This is a genomic window from Adonisia turfae CCMR0081, from assembly GCF_011009555.1.
Taxonomy (GTDB): Bacteria; Cyanobacteriota; Cyanobacteriia; order Phormidesmidales; family Phormidesmidaceae; genus Leptothoe; species Leptothoe turfae.
The window spans coordinates 503,011-522,340 of the sequence record NZ_QXHD01000004.1 but is presented as its reverse complement, the minus strand read 5'-3'; the positions used below and the strand labels follow the sequence as shown (position 1 = coordinate 522,340).

The 19,330-nt window shown below is 47.2% G+C and carries 20 protein-coding genes; 18 read left to right on the top strand and 2 right to left on the bottom strand.

Features of this window, described 5'->3' with window-relative positions:
• Window positions 1–157 precede the first annotated feature (157 nt).
• On the bottom strand, window positions 158–610 hold the full coding sequence (locus tag DXZ20_RS06455) for a hypothetical protein (RefSeq protein ID WP_163662924.1): 453 nt from the start codon (window positions 608–610) through the stop codon (window positions 158–160).
• A gap of 371 nt (window positions 611–981) precedes the next feature.
• On the opposite strand from DXZ20_RS06455, the gene DXZ20_RS06450 reads away from it, so the two are divergent.
• From DXZ20_RS06450 to DXZ20_RS06365, 18 genes are all read left to right on the top strand, one after another.
• On the top strand, window positions 982–1,698 hold the full coding sequence (locus DXZ20_RS06450; RefSeq protein ID WP_348918547.1) for a hypothetical protein: 717 nt from the start codon (window positions 982–984) through the stop codon (window positions 1,696–1,698).
• A gap of 21 nt (window positions 1,699–1,719) precedes the next feature.
• The gene (locus tag DXZ20_RS06445) at window positions 1,720–2,781 is read left to right on the top strand and encodes an aromatic ring-hydroxylating dioxygenase subunit alpha (protein WP_163697135.1); all 1,062 of its coding nucleotides are present in this window, start codon (window positions 1,720–1,722) and stop codon (window positions 2,779–2,781) included.
• Complete coding sequence (locus DXZ20_RS06440) at window positions 2,778–3,701, top strand: ferritin-like domain-containing protein (protein WP_163697133.1); 924 nt, start codon at window positions 2,778–2,780, stop codon at window positions 3,699–3,701. The genes DXZ20_RS06445 and DXZ20_RS06440 overlap by 4 nt, the downstream gene beginning before the upstream one ends.
• The gene (locus tag DXZ20_RS06435; protein ID WP_163697131.1) at window positions 3,694–5,007 is read left to right on the top strand and encodes a P-aminobenzoate N-oxygenase AurF; all 1,314 of its coding nucleotides are present in this window, start codon (window positions 3,694–3,696) and stop codon (window positions 5,005–5,007) included. The genes DXZ20_RS06440 and DXZ20_RS06435 overlap by 8 nt, the downstream gene beginning before the upstream one ends.
• Window positions 5,008–5,031: 24 nt before the next feature.
• Window positions 5,032–6,186, top strand: coding sequence for an aromatic ring-hydroxylating oxygenase subunit alpha (locus DXZ20_RS06430; protein WP_163697129.1), 1,155 nt, complete (start codon window positions 5,032–5,034; stop codon window positions 6,184–6,186).
• A 4-nt stretch (window positions 6,187–6,190) separates the two neighbouring features.
• Window positions 6,191–6,499: a 2Fe-2S iron-sulfur cluster-binding protein gene (locus DXZ20_RS06425; protein ID WP_163697127.1), complete on the top strand. Its 309-nt coding sequence runs from the start codon at window positions 6,191–6,193 to the stop codon at window positions 6,497–6,499.
• Window positions 6,489–7,505 carry a Rieske 2Fe-2S domain-containing protein gene (locus DXZ20_RS06420; protein WP_163703419.1) on the top strand — a complete coding sequence of 339 codons (1,017 nt, stop codon included), beginning with the start codon at window positions 6,489–6,491 and terminating at the stop codon, window positions 7,503–7,505. Before DXZ20_RS06425 ends, DXZ20_RS06420 begins: the two co-directional genes overlap by 11 nt.
• Window positions 7,506–7,508: 3 nt before the next feature.
• Window positions 7,509–8,270 (top strand): sterol desaturase family protein, encoded by a 762-nt coding sequence (locus DXZ20_RS06415; protein ID WP_163697125.1) that lies wholly within the window; start codon window positions 7,509–7,511, stop codon window positions 8,268–8,270.
• Between the two features lie 32 nt (window positions 8,271–8,302).
• The gene (locus DXZ20_RS06410; protein WP_006516505.1) at window positions 8,303–8,530 is read left to right on the top strand and encodes a hypothetical protein; all 228 of its coding nucleotides are present in this window, start codon (window positions 8,303–8,305) and stop codon (window positions 8,528–8,530) included.
• The gene (locus DXZ20_RS06405; RefSeq protein WP_163697123.1) at window positions 8,514–9,170 is read left to right on the top strand and encodes an acyltransferase; all 657 of its coding nucleotides are present in this window, start codon (window positions 8,514–8,516) and stop codon (window positions 9,168–9,170) included. Before DXZ20_RS06410 ends, DXZ20_RS06405 begins: the two co-directional genes overlap by 17 nt.
• Window positions 9,154–10,683: a GH3 family acyl-acid amido synthetase gene (locus tag DXZ20_RS06400; RefSeq protein ID WP_163697121.1), complete on the top strand. Its 1,530-nt coding sequence runs from the start codon at window positions 9,154–9,156 to the stop codon at window positions 10,681–10,683. The genes DXZ20_RS06405 and DXZ20_RS06400 overlap by 17 nt, the downstream gene beginning before the upstream one ends.
• Window positions 10,684–10,777: 94 nt before the next feature.
• Complete coding sequence (locus tag DXZ20_RS06395; protein ID WP_250565650.1) at window positions 10,778–11,905, top strand: transporter substrate-binding domain-containing protein; 1,128 nt, start codon at window positions 10,778–10,780, stop codon at window positions 11,903–11,905.
• Between the two features lie 286 nt (window positions 11,906–12,191).
• Window positions 12,192–12,887, top strand: a complete 696-nt coding sequence (locus DXZ20_RS06390) for a helix-turn-helix transcriptional regulator (RefSeq protein ID WP_163697117.1) — start codon at window positions 12,192–12,194, stop codon at window positions 12,885–12,887.
• Between the two features lie 882 nt (window positions 12,888–13,769).
• A complete protein-coding gene (locus DXZ20_RS06385; RefSeq protein WP_163697116.1) occupies window positions 13,770–14,702 on the top strand; it encodes an Rpn family recombination-promoting nuclease/putative transposase in 933 nt (310 codons plus the stop codon).
• A gap of 940 nt (window positions 14,703–15,642) precedes the next feature.
• Window positions 15,643–16,530, top strand: coding sequence for a transporter substrate-binding protein (locus DXZ20_RS06380; RefSeq protein WP_163697114.1), 888 nt, complete (start codon window positions 15,643–15,645; stop codon window positions 16,528–16,530).
• Window positions 16,531–16,724: 194 nt separating this feature from the next.
• Window positions 16,725–17,036, top strand: a complete 312-nt coding sequence (locus tag DXZ20_RS06375) for a hypothetical protein (protein WP_163697112.1) — start codon at window positions 16,725–16,727, stop codon at window positions 17,034–17,036.
• Window positions 17,037–17,126: 90 nt separating this feature from the next.
• Window positions 17,127–17,474: a hypothetical protein gene (locus DXZ20_RS06370; RefSeq protein WP_163697110.1), complete on the top strand. Its 348-nt coding sequence runs from the start codon at window positions 17,127–17,129 to the stop codon at window positions 17,472–17,474.
• 686 nt (window positions 17,475–18,160) lie between these two features.
• On the top strand, window positions 18,161–18,472 hold the full coding sequence (locus DXZ20_RS06365) for a hypothetical protein (protein ID WP_163697108.1): 312 nt from the start codon (window positions 18,161–18,163) through the stop codon (window positions 18,470–18,472).
• Window positions 18,473–18,541: 69 nt separating this feature from the next.
• On the opposite strand, the gene DXZ20_RS06360 is transcribed toward DXZ20_RS06365, so the two are convergent.
• Window positions 18,542–18,949: a tetratricopeptide repeat protein gene (locus DXZ20_RS06360; RefSeq protein WP_163697106.1), complete on the bottom strand. Its 408-nt coding sequence runs from the start codon at window positions 18,947–18,949 to the stop codon at window positions 18,542–18,544.
• Window positions 18,950–19,330: the final 381 nt, after the last annotated feature.

The following is a 19,330-nucleotide window of genomic DNA, read 5'->3' as shown; positions in this document are numbered from 1 at the left end:
CCTAGCGAGTCGTTCGAAAAAGCACTAAGTACCCGTAGGTGAATTTATGAAACTTTTATAAAAAGGTAATTTTCGGCTAATCCTCCAGGATTTTCCTCAGATTAAGTCACCTTGATATGGATTGCTGCATAATTATCCCTGAATCTAACCCTGGAATCTAACATTCGGGACATTCATACAATTCTTCAACCATGTCATAGCTTTTCGGTATGAGCTTGCCTCTCACCACCACATAGTTCTCACCCACGTAACGGGTCCGGTCGTAGAGGATTTGATGAATATGCTGGTCTAACTCCACCGGGTCTTTAATACGCTTGCTGTAGTACCTCTTGATTTCGGCTTCAATGCCCATGTTATCCATGAGGTCATGTAATGCGTACGAATCTCTGCGCAACAGAGCAGCGCGGGTGGCTGGAGTTCGCCACACTTTTATCAATATCGAGTAGGGAACCCCACCCAAGGTAACCACCCCGGTGGTGAACAGGGTCACCCATGTGCCCATCGCTAAAAGTGCAAGCAAAATTAGTCTTGCGATCGCTTTACCCTTACTACGTGGCTTGGATGGTTGCTGCGATGGTTGGCCCGTCTGAACAGATGGCTGTGACGACATAGGATTATTAAACAGGGGACAAAAGTATTCTTAAGCTAACGAGCCCTCAGAAAGAGTACGGGGCATTTTGATTGATTTCATTAAACCTTTATGACAGATAATTCTTTTTGCCCGATTAACCACAAATTTTGCCAAATAAGGAACCTTGTGGGTGACATCGCCTATAACTTCGCCTCACTACGCATCGTTACGTAGTACCACACACTCTACGGTATGCATTCATTAGCCTCATTGCCTATTCACAAATAGATCAGGCTAAATTCAAACAGACACAGCAAAGTTTTCACTCAGCAGAACTTTGCTAATCCCGTTGGCTAGACCACCCGTTAACTACACCAATGGGAGTAACGCAATCACCTGAGTTCCAAACCATGATGCATTCCCAACTGGTTTCTATTCAAAAATTAAAGACGGACGACCGTGCAGCCATGTATCGTCTACTCAAGCACCATTTTAGTGGTGTGACACCAGACATATTTTCAACGGATTTGGCCCATAAAAATTGGGTTTTATTGCTCAAAGACAATATGGATCAATTAAAAGGATTTTCCACCCTAAGACTTTACGATGTGATCGTAAATGGGGAGCCTTTAAGTGTTGTTTATTCTGGGGACACGATTGTTGATCCTACGGCTTGGAGTAGTGCCACCTTACCCCGAGCCTGGATTCAGGCTATCAATCAGCTGCGTCACCCTGACAAACGTCTTTTTTGGTTACTGATTTCATCCGGCTTTCGCACCTACCGCCTCCTACCCACATTCTGGAAAACATTTTATCCTCGCTATGATCAGCCCACACCAGAACCCATGCAGCAGTTAATGGACAATCTCGCTCGACAACAATTTGGCAATACCTATGACCCAGTATCTGGGATTGTACGGTTTACACAGCCCCAAAAGCTCTCTCCTATTCTGGGAACCGTGCCACCAGAACGGCGCTCAGATCCCCATATCCAGTTTTTTGAGCAAGCCAATCCAGATCATAGTCAAGGGGATGAGTTAGTGTGCCTGACAGAAATCTGCGTTGAAAACCTGACGGCTGCTGGTCGCCGCATGTGGTTTAGTCGCAATCACACATTAGTGGCCTAGCTGTTTAGTGGCCTAGCTGTTATGAATATCGAATCGTTAACCACAGCCCATGACACTGATCAGCTCGCTGGGCAAACGCAAGAGAAAAATCCTGTCTTTAATCGTTCTGATCGATTTGTTGAAGGCTGGTATTGGGCGTTGCCATGCCATCGCTTAAAACCAGGGCAGGCACAGTCCCTCACCCTGATGGGAAGAGAACTGGTTCTATATCGCACCCGCACCCGCCAGGTGGTGGTGTTAGACGGCCATTGTCCCCACATGGGGGCCGCATTGGCCCAGGGAACGATCGATGGTGAGACTATTCGCTGCCCGCTGCATCGTTGGCAATTTGACCAAAATGGTCAGTGCATTGAGATTCCAGCCTGTGGCCAACACCACACGATCATGGCTAACGCAAAGCTTTGCCCATGGCCTACGGCTGAACACTACGGCATGATTTGGGTTTGGACCGGTAAGACTCCCAAATATCCACCGCCGTATGTGCCTGAGTTAGAAGGTATGGATTGTGATGCGGCTTTAAGCTATCGCTTTGAGCGTAACTGCCACCCTAATGTATTGATGATCAACGCCATTGATGCCCATCACTTTAACTCAGTTCACAATTTGCCCCTAGCAGTGCGATTTAAAGCCAAGGCGCTGAATGACAATGCCCTATGTTTAGACAACACAACCCGCGGTGGGGAAGCCTCAAAGTTTGTTAAACTCATTCGTCCGTTGTATCAGAATGAAGTGACCTATAAGATGTGTTACTGGTATGGCAGCACCGGCACAGTCACCGTCGGGCCAGACTTTTTTCACTTTCACATTATGTTTGCCCTACGGCCTACCCCAGGCGGAAAAACCGAGGGTTGGACCCTATTAATTACCCCTAAGCGTTTTGCTGGCAGGTTCATGAATCCAGTTGTTCTATGGATAACTCGACAGGTCGCCGCCTACTTTGCCACCGGAGATATTCAAGTCTTTCAGGGCATTCGATTTCACTTTAAAACACCTCTAAAAGCAGACCGATCAATCGTTCAATTTGCCCAACATCTCAATCGACAAAAAGCTTTGAGCTGGGGAGATTGGAGGAGCGTAACATGACCATACCTAACCTTAGAAAAGTATCTGGTTTTGACCTGCCAACATTAACGGCAAATAACAAGATAAACCGCATATTAACCGCTGCCCTAGGAGAACGAGAGATCATCAATGGGTCTAACGCCTCGTCTATCTATTGGCAGCCCAATTTTTTTAATTTGGATCGGGTATCTATCTTTCAAGAGTCTGCTGATCTCGAACAACACCACATTTTGCAACAGTTAAACCGGGGATTATTACAAGAGTCTTTATTTATCGAGCAGGCTGGTGTGGGGTATATGGCCAAGATGGTGCTGCTGGCTGACAGTGCCCAAGAACGTATGCTCTATAGTCTGTTTGCGGCAGATGAAACCATGCATTTGGCTCAGCTACAGCCTTATGCTGCATCAGCAATAGTTCCTACAGAACTCAACGATCCGTTTTTACAGTTACTCTCTGGCATCGTTGAGAGTTCTGACAAAACCGTTCTTCTATTTGTTTTGCAAGTCGTGTTAGAGGGGTGGGGGCTAACCCACTATCGCAGCTTGGCCAGGGCCTGTACCGACTCGTCACTGAGGGCCTTATTCCAAAGTTTTCTGCAGGCGGAGGCACGACACCATGGCACCGGAGTCACCTTGCTAAATCAGACTGAGATATCAGGCAACAGTAAAGCGGCCATTGTGGACTGTCTGGCGACTTTTTTGCAAATGGTGCGCATAGGTCCCCAGCGGGTGGTGGCTGCGATCGCAACCACAAAAGGTCATCTTTCTCGCCCCCAACGTATCCAAATTTTGCAACAGTTAGACACTGTGAATCACAGCCATCAACGGCTACAGCTTTTAAAGCATCTCATGGCTAGCACCAGCCATGGCATCGTTAGCCAGCTCGCAGACCAAGATTTGTTCACCCCCCTCAATGCCGAGGAGGCCGCTAATTATGGATAAAAATTATCATACCGATCAGCTACTCAATAAAGAGAACCTAGAAAAGCAGAACAAGCCAAGTAACAGTCAATCTGACCCCAGGAACATATTACTGAACATCCCGTTACAGCGCCGATTAGAAATCAACTATCAACGTAATCAAAAGCAAGATAATACTGAGCTTTTAGATGACGCTGGCCAGGCATTTAGCTATGACGCTTGCCGTGATAGCCATTGGAATCCTGAAACCTTCTCACTGCTGTATGGCACTCCTTTATGGCACCAGGCCAGCGAGTACCAAAGAACAGTATTAAATCAGCTGTATTGGGTGGCCTACTATACTCAAATTATCTCCGCTGAAATTGCCACCATCTTTTTTAACCAGACCAGTGCCGCTGCTTTGTATGCCCACGATGGGTTTCGCACCATCTGCGACATGTTAGACCTGGAATCTTCCCAGGAGCGCGCCCACATCAGCGCGTTTCGCAGCGTGGCAGACCAAACGGAACAGGCCCTATTGGGTAAGCGGCTCTTTAGCTATCCCATGCGGGGACCGTTTACCGAAACCATGATTTTTGCAGATACTAATCAGCTAAAACGCTGGTGGAAGCAACTACAGCTCCAGGCCTTTGGCCTCATCTCTGCCTGCAACAGTTTTCTCGCTTGTCAGTATTTCACGGTGCGCGGCCTGCGCACCCTCAATGGCAAACTGGTGCAGCATCAGCTCAGTCGCTACTACCAAACCCATGACGACCAGGAGAATGCACCGATTCCAGCCAAGATCTCGTTCTACCACTTTATGGATGAGAGCTTTCACTTTAATAGTTCCACGCTGCTTTCCCATGAGGTGATCCAGTGTTTACCGCAGCCCACACCATTTGAAGCATTCGTGGCCAACCTTGGCATTCGTGGCTGTCAGCGGGACCATCAGCAGTTTTCAGTCGCCGTCAACGGCATCTTTTGGCATGATCCGGCGTTGTATCCCAAGGTGTATCAGTTGTTGCGATCGCCCCTCTTCTCCATGGACGATGGTGACGCTAAAGCCATGATGCAGGCTTGTTTCACAGAAGAATCTGAGGGCTTACACCGCAGTTATAAAACCCACCAGGAAGCCATGGCCTCCTACCAAGCGTATCTAGACCCCTTAGATTATGTGTGGCCCAGCAATCGCACCATGGCGATTATGCAAAACGCTTCGATTGAGGGGTATCTGCACACACAGCGGCAAGCATTATTTAGATTTTTTCAGGATCGGGTGTTGGCGGGCTTTGGCGACGCTCAGCCCGCCAACTTAAACGATTATCCGAAAAATTGCCCGAATGATTGATAAGCGTATTGAAAACAAATAACCATGACAACCATATTTAACAACTGGGATATTGTTGCCAGGGGCTGGTACCTGGTCACAGCCTCTAAAGAGATCCCCAAAGAAACCGTTAAATCCTTTGACATCTGTGGCCAACGCATTGCCATTTTTCGGGGTCAAGACGGCAACATCCGAGCCCTGGATGCCTATTGCCCCCACATGGGCACTGACCTGGGCATTGGCAGTGTCGACGGCAACCACGTACGCTGTTTCTTTCACCATTGGGCCTTTGACGGCGACGGTCAATGCCAGGATATTCCTTGCCAGGATCACATTCCTGCTGGGGCTACGCTGCAATCCTATGCCACGGAAGAAAAGTACGGCTTTATTTGGATTTACCCAGATAGTGTGGCACCGACAGCGGTGGCAGAATTTGATGAACTCAAGCACCATGAACTGGCCGTTGTCGCCGATCGCCCCCTAACCCGCAAATGTCATCATCACATTTGCATGATCAACGGCATTGATGTGCAGCACCTGCAAACCGTGCACCATTTACCCGTGGATCTCGAACTCTCACTGGAACAAGAGGGAGAACACATTGACTTTACCCTCAGCGGCGAGTTTCTCAATACCAACTGGCGAGAGCGTTTAGGTCGAGCCATTTTAGGACCGCGCTATGCCTACTCCATGCGCTATGCCCACGGCTGCCTGGGGTTACTGACCATGATGAAAGCGGTGCGCTGGATCCCCCAGTTATATATGCTCTATGCCTATAGACCTACAAAGTCGGGGGAGACATTTATTCAGCCGATTTATGTCACCCAAAAACGTCCAGGCATCATCGGTTGGCTAGTCACTCACCTACTGCTGTGGCTAACACGGCTGAGCTATTACGCCCTGCGCGGTGAAGATGGCATGATTTATGACAATATTCGGTTTAGCACTGAACGGCTATTGCCGGTAGATGCGCCCATTGCCCACTACGTGAGGTATATAAATGGGTTGGTGCCTTCGAGGTGGTCGAGCCCTCACCCTAATGCTTTCTCCCAGGAGCATCTTGGTTCTCAGGATTTTGGCCCTCACCCTAAATCCCTCTCCCTGGGGAGAGGGACTGTGAAGGTTAACTCTAAATTACCAAGGCAGAATAGTTTAGGTTCTTTCTCCCCTTCTCCCTGGGGAGAAGGGGCTGGGGGATGAGGGCATGTCTTGCAAAATCTCTTTCCCTAACACCGATCACGCCGCCGTGACCATTGCAGACCACACCCCCCTCGCTGACACCCTGACCGTCCAAAACTCTCCCATACTCTTCGGTTGCCGCACCGGTATCTGTGGCACCTGTTTAGTCACCGTCACAGGAGATGTTCCGCCCCCTAGGCCTGAGGAGCAGGAACTGCTGGAGGTACTGGCTCCCGATTGCCCCAATGCACGCCTTGCCTGTCAGCTTGATATCACCCACGACCTGAAAATTTGTCCCTATGGAAGTCCCGATAACCCTCCCAATTCAGTTTGAGGATTTCTGGTATGTCGTTGCCCTGAGCACACAGCTAAAACCTAAAACTGTTTTACAACGCACCGTCTTAGATGAATGGCTGGTTATTTTTCGAGGAGAAAATGGCCAACCCGTTGCCCTCAGAGACCGCTGCCTGCATAGAAACACCAGACTCTCCGGAGGCAAGGTGCATCAAGGACAGCTGCAATGTCCTTACCATGGCTGGCAATATGCCCCCACAGGGCAGGTCACCAAGGTGCCTGCCGAAGGAGAACAATTCGCTGCTAACTCCAATCGTTGTGCCAAAGCCTACGATACCTGTGAACAGGATGGCTATGTGTATGTGCGGCTGCGGGGCGGATTGGAGACTCAACCGTTTGCCATGCCCCACTTTCAAACACCAGGCTGGGAAACGGTGCGAGTGATCAATCGCTTTGCCAACAACGTTACCAACTGCGCGGAGAACTTTATCGATATTCCCCATACAGTTTCCGTACATCCTGGAATCTTTCGAACAGCGCGGCAACAACAGCTAGCCATGACGGTCACACGACATCAGGGTAGCGTCACCGCCACCTATCGCAATGAAACCAATAACCTGGGCTGGTCCCGCTGGTTCTTAAACCCCCAGGGCCATGAAATCTGTCATCGAGACTCGTTTCATATGCCCAATGTGACCAGCGTGGAATATACCATGGGTCCCCACCGTCGCTGTTTTATCACGAGTCAGTCGATTCCAGAAACGGAGAATTCCACGCTGGTGTATACCGATGTGACATTTAACTACGGCATTTGGAATAAGCTGGCCAAGCCATTGGTGCGATGGACTGCCCAGCGCATTATTGACCAGGACCTTGGGGCCTTGGGAGTGCAGGGGGATGCGATCGCAAAGTATGGCACCCATTTTCACCACACCCCCGCCGACACCATTCACATTTTTGTCGAATCCATTCGAGATGCGATCGCCACAGGCAAGGACCCACGCACCTTGCCGGACCAATCCGCTGACATTACCTTTTGGGTATAAACCATGATTATTTTTGGTACTTTTATTCTTTTAATCAGCCTCACCACCTGGTGTAGCTGGTCAGAACTTACCCAGAAAACCCTGCATGACTGGATGCTAGACAGTGCCGGTTTATGGGTACAGGGACTTCTTATACCCCTGGTTCAACTCACCTGTTTACAAACGTTGTACCAGCAACTACTTCCCCACTGGCAACAGGGTCTAGCGTTACACCCTCTGATCGCCTTTGTTCTTAGCTTTGTTGCGGTGGACTATCTCTATTACTGGAATCATCGTTTTCTCCATAGTCCCTGGGGCTGGTTTGCCCACCAGGTACACCACACCGTCAGCACCATGGATGTTTTAGGCACATCCCGCAATACCCTATGGAGTAGTTTTTTAATTATTTATTTATGGGTCCATGGACTGTTTATCTATCTATTGAACGACCCCACCGCCTATGTTTTAGGCGTCAGCCTCACCGCAGCCTTAGATTTGTGGCGGCATAGCCAGTTTAGTCCCCAGCCAGGCAGCTGGTTATACCACTGTTTATCCGGCTGGTTAATATTGCCTCAGGACCATGGCTGGCATCACCAGAGTGCGGCCCAGGCTTGCAACTACGGTGCCAATTTTAAGCTGTGGGATCGTCTCCATGGCACCTGGCAGCAGTCCGACCAATGGCCGTTAGCCCTAGGACAAACATTGCATTTAAGCCTATGGCGACAGCTACTATACCCACGAGAAATTCCGCAAGCAACATGTATGCAGACACATTCGCTAGACTGATCGTCTGTTCAGTTTGTTTGTTGTTTTACCCCATGTCTTCAATAGAATCCAATGAGCGCCTGATGTTGATTATCATCTGCGCGATCCCCTTTGCAGCATTACTATACTGTGGCCTTGTTTTTGCCATTGTTTTAACCGTTCCCGCCGTTAAAACCTATCCCCTGCTATTTGGGGGGATTTCCGCCCTGCTTCCGCTGGTCACGGGGGCTGCCATCTGGGTTGGTCCCCGCCGCGACATCAACCATGACTCTGTTAAGTAAATTTTTATCTTTTTTCCCCACCCTAACATTAAGTTTAGCGACAGTCTCTTTAGCCTACGGCATCTGGGAACACAGCCTATGGAGCGTAATGCTGTGCCTGTTTTTTCTCTATGGGTTTCCCATACTGTCTTATCGCATCCATCATTCTGTTTATCCCCTTGAGAATGGCATCAGCTACCTCCAGGGCAGTGATTATTCTCCCTGGTGGGGCAGTCATCAGTTTCAACTGATCTACATTGCGTTTCCGGCGTTAGAAACTCTGTTGAGACTGGTGCCCGGTGTATTCTCCCTATGGCTGCGGCTATGGGGGGCACACATAGGCAAACAGGTGTACTGGACACCGGCCTTAGAAATTGCCGATCGGGGGCTGTTGACCATTGGCGATGGTGTGGTGTTTGGCCATCGCGTGGGCATGTACAGCCACATCATTAAGCCGCGACGGGATAACCTGATGCTTTATCTAAAGCCCATCACCATTGGGGATGGTAGCTTTATCGGCGCAGGTTCTTACATTGGGCCAGGAGCCATGATCACCGCAGGCAGTTACTTAGAAGCTGGCAGTGAGATTTATCCCAATAGCACTGTTAATAGTGCTGAGGAGCATAGTGCTGAGGAGAAAAACCATGGGCTGGCTGATTAGGGGATTTGGCTCACTGCTGGCCCCAACCGCCAAGCGGTTTTATAAAACGTTGTCACAACCGCAGGCTACCCAGCAAACGTTGCAAAATGCATTATTTCAACAATTAATGCAAAGTAAGTATGGCAAATCGTTAGGAATTAAGTCTGTTGATGACTGGCACAAGATTCCGATAGTCACCTATGGGGATTTGCAGCCCTGGATCGAAGACAACAATTCTCTAAATACAGCCCCTGTTCTCTTTTATGAAAAAACATCGGGCAGTAGCGGTCCCGCCAAACAGATTCCCTATACTCGTGCTTTGCGAAAGTCTTTTAATACTTTATTTTGCGTCTGGGCCCATGACCTGATTGTCAATGGTCCAGGGTTTGAGACGGGGAACGTGTATATGTGCATTTCTCCCAAGCTGTTGGCCCCTGGAGAAACGCCAGCGGGGTTACAGGACGACTCTGAATACCTGGATCTGTGGCTGCGGTGGTTGCTTAAGCCATTTCTAGTGTCACCGCCCGATGCCCATAAACCCCAAACCCCCGAGGTGTTTCAGGCAAACCTGTGTAAAACCTTGTTGTTAGCAGAGAATTTAGAAACGATATCTATCTGGAGTCCTAGCTTTTTAAAGGTGCAGCTGGACTATATTCACACTCATCGAGTAGTGTTGCGATCGCAACTCACCCACCAGCTCTCCCCAGCCCGCTCCCAGGTACTGAGTCAGGAAACCATCAACTGGGAAGCCTTGTGGCCCAAGCTAAAACTTATTTCCTGCTGGGACAGTGCTTTGGCAGCCGATCAGGTGAGTGCCTTGCAAAACCATTTTCCCCATACCCTGATCCAGGGCAAAGGGTTACTGGCCACCGAAGCACCCATGACCGTACCGCTGCTGGGTGCAAATGGCTGTGTGCCTATGCTGACAGAGGTTTTCTTTGAGTTTGAAGATGAAGCGGGCGCTATTCACCTGCTGCATGAACTGGAGCTAGGGCACACCTACAGCGTAATTATTTCCCAGAAAGGTGGACTCTACCGGTATCGCATGGGCGATCGCATCCAACCCACCCACTATTATCAATCCACCCCCTGTCTACGCTTTTTAGGCCGCAGCCATAGCACCAGCGACATGGTGGGCGAGAAACTCACCTTAACCTTTGTCAGCCAGACATTAACTCAGTTAGAAACTCAGCTAGACCTGCCAGACAATGCGTTTAAATGCCTGGTACCTTGTTTATCACCCCAGCCCCACTACAGCCTATTCATTGATCACATCAGCCGATGCGAAACCCATACAGCCCAGGTTTTAGACCAGTTACTTTGCCAGAGTTTTCACTATCGACAGGCGCGGCTGTTGGGGCAACTACAGCCTGCACGGATCTACGCTTCATCAGATATCCCGCAACGGCTGATGCATTACCACTATCAACACGGTAAACGCCTGGGTGATGTGAAATACCCGCATCTATTAACGACTGCCATACAAACAGCGGAGACCCTTTTAAGTAATCCCCATTACAGCCCGTTGCGTTAAAGCGGTTGACCCTAAGGGAATTCCCCTACAAGATTATCCATATTGCAAAACCGCTCACAAATCGCGAGTCATGTTCAGATACCTTGGCGCACTGATGGCCACAGCTCTGGGGCTATGGTTAGCACCACCAGCTGCCCTGGGCCAATCTACCCAGACATTGGACCAATCGTTAGACCAGGCATGGCAGACGCTGCCTGTCAGCCAACCCCAACCCAAGCTAACGATTCGCGTCGGCACTAAAGAACTACCGCCCTTTGTTTCCCTAGAACCTGCCACCCTGCCCTATGGCTATAGCGCCGACCTATGGCAAAGCATCGCTGATGATCTGGCCTTAGAGACCGAATGGGTGACTTACGAATCTGTCAGTGACCTATTGGTGGGCCTCAAAAACGGTGACGTTGATGCGGCCATTTCGGGTATTTCAGTGACAGCTCAACGGGAAGCAGCAGGGTTTGACTTTTCCTATCCGTTTTATCAATCTGGGCTACAACTGATGGTCACCAAACCCAAGACGACGGTGATCACCTTTGCCAGCGGCATGTTTAACTGGCAAAATTTCCGCCCCATTGTGCTGATCTTCGCCAGTAGCACCGCTGTAGGTGGCCTGATCTGGCTGGTAGAGCACAAACATAATGACCATTTTTCGGGGAATCCGCTGCGAGGTGTGAGTCAGGGCATCTGGTTTGCCGTGGTCACGTTGGGCACCTTTGGCTATGGCGATGTCACCCCGACCAAGTTTATTGGGCGTTTGATTGCCACCCTATGGATGGGGCTGAGTTTTTTTATTGTGGCGGACTTTATTGCGTCTCTGACGGTGCATCAGCTGAGTGAAAATCAGCTGGATTTGGCGGCCCTCAGTGGTGAGTCAGTGGGTGCATTAAAGGGCACAACCGGGGAAGTATTTTTACAGAGTCAACCGGTCAAATTAGTCACCTATCCATCCTTTGCAGCCGCCGTCACCGCATTAGAAGATGGCAAAATTAAAGGCCTGGTGCAGGATGCTCCGGCATTGCGTCATTTTATTAATCTCAATCCTGACTCGTTTGAGCTAGCAGGTACGTTATTGACCCATGAGGGCTACGGTATCGCGGTGCGTGAAAATGATGCCAATCTATTGGAGGCCATCGATCAGCTGATTTTGGACTATCAGCAGCAGGGCTTTTTGCAACAACTACACGAGAAGTGGTTTAACGCATCGGAGCTGGAGTCCAGGGCTAGATAAAGAACTTGTGGAAAATACGTAGACTGTTCCGCTTTACGGCGTAGTTAGGGGAAATATGCATATTTTTCGCGACTTTACCCTATATATCAGTAATACAAAATCCTGATTGATAGCGCCCGGTATCGCAGTGCATCCCCAGGGCAATGCCCCTACAGGATTATCTATTTTGAATCGGGTTTCATGAATTCGGATTGGGTATGCCATCTGCATCTACAACAGTTAGACCCTTTAATGGGCTCGGATCACTCGAATTCCCGCATTTAAGTTTGACAATCCCGAGATGACCATGACACTTCAAAGCTCCCTGAATCGGCCTGCCAATCTGCAACCTGCATGTTTATCCAATTCACTGGCTTCTTCAAATGAGACTATCATCACGCCTATTGTGCAGAATTGTGGTGATGATGGTGATGGCATTTTGATTTTGACCGAAGATGGTCAATGTGTTGAGAGTAATAGCTCGGCACGATGTATGTGCGATCGCATCAACCAAGATTTTCCTTCTACAAGCTCAGTCCCCCAGGAAATCTGGAATACTTGTCAAATTCTGATTGACAGTCGCAAGAGTTTCCCTAACCATTTAACCGCTACTGAATCAGAGTTAAAACTTAAACAATCCCACTGCCATGTGCGCATTCGAGCGCGATGGTTTAACCGTGGTGATCGTCCTTACATTCTGGTAATCTTAGAAAACCAAAAACAGTCTAAAGAGATTTTAGCGATAACTGAGGCGATCCGGTATGGGCTCAGCCCACGAGAAGTAGATGTCTGGATTCTTCATCGCATTGGTTATAGCTATCAGGAAATTGCTGCGGAATTGCATATTGCTCTGAACACGGTCAAAAAACACATGAAGAACACGTACGCTAAGCAGCAGATGGTGATGATAATAGAAGAGTCTTACACCAAGTCTCTTGCCAGCCAAGAGAGTTTCGTCCATAAAATGGGTATCAATTTAAGCCGGAAAATGTTGGCTGGGTGAGATGTTGGTTATTGGGTGTCAGGATCTATATCCTCCTTGACTCCTGACTTCTTATTCTGTTTGGCTGAGCGGTTCGGCTGAGTTCACCGTCGAAGCCTCACGTCGAAGTCAAACTCGCAATGCTGGGGGCTTTGAGTTTTGTCCCCCCAGCATTGGAGAGACTCTAGGTATGCTTGCTTGAGTAAATGTAAATATGTCCATAAAAGGGTTATCGTGTATACATAAATCGGAGAGAATAGTCAAACTCCTTAAGATTCACTTGTTTCAAGATAGTCTGCTAATGGTTCCCCTTGGTAAGGCTACGGTGTATACACATCTAGAAGATAATGTCCCAAAAAGTAGACCTGACCTTGAATTGGCCCACTCTGCGAGAAGCCGCTTTGGCGTCTACATCCTAAATCCTTCTCCCTAGGGGCGAAGGACTTTGAGGTCAGGCCCCCCTTCTCCCTTAGGGAGTAAGGGGTTGGGGGATGAGGGCTCGATATTTGGAGCGACTCTCCGACTTATGTATACAGGGTAGCCTTGGTAAGGGGAACCGACAGGGAGGTGTGTGGATCACTTGCGCTAACGACCGAAGACCCCTCCGTTGGTTCCCCTTGTTAAGAGGAACCGGTGTTCGTCATGCTCGATGCCAAAATCTTCCAGTTGTGTATACACTGTAGCCTTCGTAAGGTGAGGACATCCTACAACATATTATATTTTGCGATTGGGATTTTATTGATGTGCACTCCCCTTAGTGATCCCCATTAACTATCAAATATCCAGCCCCCTGCTGCCTAAAAGATAGTTGTACAGCAGGGGTACTGGCAAAATTCTTAGCTACAATTAAACTAGACCATATCAACCATCAAAGTTGCCAGTGCCTGGCCATCGGTTGCCGCCATGCCCTTCCCATTGCAAGAACGCTATATCAATCTTCTCACTGATTTTGGGTTTAGGCGCGTCTTTGGTTCTGAACCGAACAAGCCACTGCTGATCGACTTTCTGAATACATTACTGCCCCCCTATCACCACATACAGACTCTCGCCTACCAAATGCCTGAGGTGTTTGGAAATACGCCCATTGACCGCAAAGCCATTTTTGATTTCTATTGCCAGGGAGAGAATGGGGAACGTTTTATTGTTGAAATTCAAAAGGCTAAGCAAAACTATTTCAAAGACCGCAGTGTTTTCTATGCCAGTTTCCCCATTCAAGAGCAAGCACTGAAGGGGGATTGGAACTATCACTTAGCCCCTGTTTATTCCATTGGGGTATTGGACTTTGTGTTTGATGATCATAAACATGACGACACTTACCTGCACACGGTAGAACTTAAGAATCAGCATTGCGAGGTGTTCTACGATAAGCTCAAATTTGTTTATATTGAACTACCTAAATTCCAGAAGTCATTGACAGAACTGGGTTCGCATCAAGACCAATGGCTATATCTGCTTAGACATTTGCCTGAGTTAGATGATCGGCCCCAGCCTTTTCAAGATCCGGTCTTTTTACAATTGTTTGAAATTGCCGAAATTGCTAATTTTTCACCCACTGAGCAAGATTCTTATCAGAATAGTCTTAAGTATTATCGAGATCTCAATAATGTTGTGGATACGTCACGAGAAGAAGGTCGGTTAGAAGGCTTAGAAGAAGGGCGTTTAGAACAGGCGAGGTCACTGATTTTACGACTGCTAACTCGAAAGCTTGGGGAGATGCCTCAGGATGTTGTGGAACAGATTGATCGGTTATCGCTGGTGCGGCTAGAAGCGCTGGGGGATAAGGTGTTTGAGATGACTAGTTTAGATGATCTTAAGGCGTGGTTGATGGTGGATTAGGGTGTGGGTTAGGGGTTTATGGTTGTTTAGGCCCCCTTGACTCCCAATTTTGGGGGCTTTGAGTTTTGTCCTCCAGCATTGGCTACGGTGTATACACAAGTCGAAGAGTGGCTCCAAGCCTCGAGCCCTCATCCCCCAACCCCTTACTCCCTGAGGGAGAAGGGGGGCCTAGCCTCAAAGTCCTTCGTCCCCAGGGAGAAGGATTTAGGATATAGACGCCAAAGCGGCTTCTCGCAGAGTGGGCCAATTCAAGGTCAAGGCTACCTTTTAGGGCATTATCTTTCGAGATGTGTGTATACGGTAGCCTATCCAAGGGGAACCGTTCCGTCATAGTCAATGTTAATAATCTTTCAGATGCGTTACATGGTAGCCATAAAGGGGGCCTGGATAACCAATAGCTTCCTTCCCAGGTGTCAAGGAATATTCTTTGGCAAGTGAATCAACCCTAGGAATGACTCAAAGCGACACATTATTGTCATGCAGATGCCTCATCTATATTCTGATAGGCATCACTTGTTATAATGTCGCTTCAAATCTCTCGTGAAGATTGATGCTAGCGTCCTTTTAATCGACCTAACAATATTATCTCTACGTGCACACCTCACATGTAGAGACAAGTACATAGGCACTTTCTGTTTTTGATCGTCCCTGCTTGATCACGACTAAAATCTAATTGACTCTTTTCAGAATAATCTGTTGTACTCTGACATCGTGGATTACGTTGTATTACCAGTGACAACATACAAATTTAATTTATTATATGCTTGGGACTGAAGTTGTCTGGAATCGTCACCAGTTATAGGGTCTTTGGTAAAATTGAAGATCTTGCTGATTCCGGGTATTCGCGCTAAACCAAGTTCAAGTGGGGCTTAGAAAGTCTTCCATAGAAAGCTGCTGATTTTGGACTGGGTTTAGCGATATGTGACGCTAGGTGACTTTTATGAAACGGGCTAACACTATGAACAATCTGAGCCGACGTAAGTTTATCCAGTATGGCTCCACGGCAGCAGGGACTGCAATTTTAGCAACTTTGGGGCATCAAAGCGCTATAGCGACAACTACAGGTAATCGTAACATTACCGCTGAGGCTGCTGCTGATAGCATTAAGATTGGAATTGTATACTCAACAACTGGCAGCATTGCCTCCGTTGAAAAGCCCTTGCTAAATTCAACCTTATTAGCCATTGAGCACATTAACGCTGGTACAGGTGCTTGGGTAAACAATGGTGAGGGCATCTCTGGTCAGAAGGTTGAGCCAGTTGTTATTAATCCTGCTTCTGATTGGCGTCGCTACAATCAAGCCGTAAAACAGCTGGCTGATGAGGAAAATATTGTTGATGTGCTGGGCAGCAACATTGTTGATGATACTTGCATGCGCGATCTGATTTCGCTTATGTACAGAGAGCTTGGTCCGAAGGGGTTCTTTATTGGTTCTGAGCATCCATACGTTAAAGGTGCCCATGGTGTTGGTAAAGCTGAGTTAGAAAAGCTGGGTGGCAGCGTCATTGGAGATAAGTATGTAGAGTTGGATACCCATCAATTTGGCAACTTATCTAGCAAAATCAAGGTTGCAAACCCTGATTTTATTGTAGCTGGTCTAGTGGGAAATGAAACCGAACTATTTCAGAGATATCTCATGGACTTTGGGATGCTTGAGAAGTATTCGTCTATCGGGGGTTATTCAACGACATTTGCTCCTGTCGACAAGGCGTTTACTAAACAGTTCCAGAACAAATTTGGCGCGAAACAAACTATCAATTACAGGATAGGAACAGCTTATTCGGAAACTATCCGTATGGCTGAATCACTAGAACTTTCTTGGGCATGAAGATGAGATACAGGAATTAGTGTAGAGTGCTGTATAGCCATCTTCCAAGAGTAGCTCTGCTGAAACATATCGTGTCCAAATCAGCAGAGAAAAGATTGTATTCTGCCAGATATGGCACGTTAATATCGCTAATTCTGTAACTCTTTATCTAACTCTTAGAACATGCCCTGCTTCACTTTAGAGAGATAAATGTAATGGCGTTAATCAAACTGCTCAGATACAAACTTGAGGGCGGAAACTGGCCCAACAATGCTACGATTAGCTTTCGCTTTGTAGTCCAGCCCATCGGCCCAAATCTTGCCTCTACTCCTGTTAATCAGTGGATTAATTGCCCAAGTAGCTCACAGCTCACCTTTAGCGGTTCTGGCAGTTTGCAACTATTTGTGAATGGAGCATTTAGCGGCATGGCTGGTGGGATCAATCCTTCTCCAACACCAAGAATAAATCTTCAGGCTAACTTTAATACTAGGTTGGGGATAGCCCGAGTCAGATATAGCATTCTCTGACACGACCTTAGGAGTCTTGCATCGAAGATATTCTGACCATATAACCAACTCTCGGAATATGATCACTTTTACGACGAAGAGAGCTGCATCATGGCGTTAATCAAACTGCTCAGATACAAACTTGAGGGTGGTGGCTGGCCCAGTAATGCAGCTATCAACTTCCGCTTCGCAGGCCATCCTATTGGTCCAAATCTTGCCTCTACTCCCATTAATCAGTGGATTAATGGCCCAAGCAGCTCACAACTAAACTTTAACGGTGCTGGCGTCATACAAGTATACGTGAATGGAATCTATACTGGATTAGTTAGTGGTGTCAATGATACCCCTACTCCAAGAACAAATCTGCATTCAGCTCTCCGTAAAGCATGCATGGATACAAATCCAACAAAAGTCAATGAGATACGTGAGAACAAATATTTAAGAACCAGTTACTTCTAGCTATAAGACTTCTTATAGTAGGTACAGTGTCATTAAAAGACATGAACAACTAGGCGACATATCACTCATTATTAGGAACGGAAAGTATGGCTGGTACGCTTAAGCTACTTAGAGTTAAAGAACAAGGATCATCTTTTCCAAATAACTTGACATCACAATTTCGCTTCGACCATATGCCTGTTGCAACGCTGACTATCCCTCAGTCTGGCGTTTGGACGAACTTTCCATCCAACGCTACCCTTACCTTTAGTGGGACTGGAAATATTGATCTCTACATACAAGGCATACATGTAAATACAAGCCCACAATCAATTAATGAAAATCCAAAAACAAATTACACATGCACTGTCTCTTGCGGTTATGGCACTTTCTACATCAGATACAGTGTCATCTAACAGCACAGAGTATTTAAGCTGCAAAATACTGTTGTGTAGTGCTTGTCCCTAGTAGATCACTGACATTGATAGTTTGGCTCTGACTCAAACCAATAATTCACGAATATCTGCCATGTATCAAAAGCAACCATCGGGGCATTGCGAACAGAAGCGAAACATTATATTAAGTAAGAATCGTCACTAAGAGATATGTTGTAGATGCAAAATTCGTGAGTTTTCAATACTAACCAGAGGTTTTCTCTGCTCTTGACTCTGTGAGCATACCCCCTCAATGAAAGGAAATGAATTGAAATGGCAAAGATAACACTGAAGAAAGTTAAACTTGAAGGTGGTTGGTCTGGCAGCTACCAAATCGATATTCGTTTTATCGGTACGCCGATAGGTGCCCCGGTTACAATCAGTCAAACCTCTCAATGGGTCCATTATCCACCTAACACTACTTTGGAAATTCCTGGTTCTGGGAATCTCTGGCAATTTGTAAATGGCTCTTATTTCAGCATGGCTGCCACGCCGCTCAATAATACTCCAACCCAAACGAATGTTGAAGCAGTTATTCGTTTTGGTAACCGTGATACTCACGTCAGATATGACATTGTGCCATAAGCTGAGAATTGATTGTCTCTAGAAATGATGTTTTCCGAGAAAATCGATAACTGCATAGGCTTCACGACATTATCGACGAGACTCAGGCGGGAAAAAATGTTGTCGTAATGTTTCATCAGACACAGCAGCTGGATTGTTTTGATTGTCCTGTCGATAAGCTCGGCTCAGAGCTTCGAAGTCCCAATTAGCTCTTCTGCTAGAGTTGCCACTTTCAGTATGAATCATCGATCTCAACCAATAATAACCCACCTCTCCAGGATTCGCCTTAATTGCTTGATTCGTAATGCGTAAAGCAGCTGTAAAATTACCATCATTATAGAGTTCAAGGCCTCGAACAAAATCGTCTTGCCCAGGCATAGGCTCCACAGGTAAAAGCTCTTCTTCAGGAGACTCTTCTTCGATGACGCATAGATGACTTAAATCTATAATTTCGTCTGCTTGCGATACATAGCAGACTGGCATTGCTAAGGTTGGCATCGTAAAACTACATCCTACGGACATAGCAATAGTTAAAAGAAAGCTGCCATATAGCTTGGGCACTAATCGCATAGCTTTAAAATTTATTTAGCAATATCATCATAGTAGTACACATCATGCAACCGCTAACCGCTTTTACAAACGATAGATAAACAGCCTCAAGAGCCCAAGCATCAGAACTCTAGGTTGCTTGATGTAACTGTAATAACAGCTTGCTACTCTGAGTTCGTGGTATACAGAAGCGAAATATTATATTAAGTAAGAATCGTCACCAAGAGATATGTTGTAGATGCAAAATTCCTGAATTTTCAATACTAACCAGAGGGTTTCTATGCTCTTGACTCTGTGAGCAGGCCCCCTCAATGAAAGGAAATTAATTGC

Bases quoted from the DNA above. Each gene is read 5' to 3' on its own strand.
- DXZ20_RS06450 (WP_348918547.1), top strand. From the start codon at position 982: ATGATGCATTCCCAACTGGTTTCTATTCAAAAATTAAAGACGGACGAC.
- DXZ20_RS06360 (WP_163697106.1), bottom strand. From the start codon at position 18,949: ATGCCAACCTTAGCAATGCCAGTCTGCTATGTATCGCAAGCAGACGAA.
- DXZ20_RS06400 (WP_163697121.1), top strand. From the start codon at position 9,154: ATGGGCTGGCTGATTAGGGGATTTGGCTCACTGCTGGCCCCAACCGCC.
- DXZ20_RS06385 (WP_163697116.1), top strand. From the start codon at position 13,770: ATGCCCTTCCCATTGCAAGAACGCTATATCAATCTTCTCACTGATTTT.
- DXZ20_RS06405 (WP_163697123.1), top strand. From the start codon at position 8,514: ATGACTCTGTTAAGTAAATTTTTATCTTTTTTCCCCACCCTAACATTA.
- DXZ20_RS06445 (WP_163697135.1), top strand. From the start codon at position 1,720: ATGAATATCGAATCGTTAACCACAGCCCATGACACTGATCAGCTCGCT.
- DXZ20_RS06430 (WP_163697129.1), top strand. From the start codon at position 5,032: ATGACAACCATATTTAACAACTGGGATATTGTTGCCAGGGGCTGGTAC.
- DXZ20_RS06425 (WP_163697127.1), top strand. From the start codon at position 6,191: ATGTCTTGCAAAATCTCTTTCCCTAACACCGATCACGCCGCCGTGACC.
- DXZ20_RS06410 (WP_006516505.1), top strand. From the start codon at position 8,303: ATGTCTTCAATAGAATCCAATGAGCGCCTGATGTTGATTATCATCTGC.
- DXZ20_RS06380 (WP_163697114.1), top strand. From the start codon at position 15,643: ATGAAACGGGCTAACACTATGAACAATCTGAGCCGACGTAAGTTTATC.
- DXZ20_RS06395 (WP_250565650.1), top strand. From the start codon at position 10,778: ATGGCCACAGCTCTGGGGCTATGGTTAGCACCACCAGCTGCCCTGGGC.
- DXZ20_RS06375 (WP_163697112.1), top strand. From the start codon at position 16,725: ATGGCGTTAATCAAACTGCTCAGATACAAACTTGAGGGCGGAAACTGG.
- DXZ20_RS06390 (WP_163697117.1), top strand. From the start codon at position 12,192: ATGACACTTCAAAGCTCCCTGAATCGGCCTGCCAATCTGCAACCTGCA.
- DXZ20_RS06365 (WP_163697108.1), top strand. From the start codon at position 18,161: ATGGCAAAGATAACACTGAAGAAAGTTAAACTTGAAGGTGGTTGGTCT.
- DXZ20_RS06435 (WP_163697131.1), top strand. From the start codon at position 3,694: ATGGATAAAAATTATCATACCGATCAGCTACTCAATAAAGAGAACCTA.
- DXZ20_RS06415 (WP_163697125.1), top strand. From the start codon at position 7,509: ATGATTATTTTTGGTACTTTTATTCTTTTAATCAGCCTCACCACCTGG.
- DXZ20_RS06455 (WP_163662924.1), bottom strand. From the start codon at position 610: ATGTCGTCACAGCCATCTGTTCAGACGGGCCAACCATCGCAGCAACCA.
- DXZ20_RS06370 (WP_163697110.1), top strand. From the start codon at position 17,127: ATGGCGTTAATCAAACTGCTCAGATACAAACTTGAGGGTGGTGGCTGG.
- DXZ20_RS06440 (WP_163697133.1), top strand. From the start codon at position 2,778: ATGACCATACCTAACCTTAGAAAAGTATCTGGTTTTGACCTGCCAACA.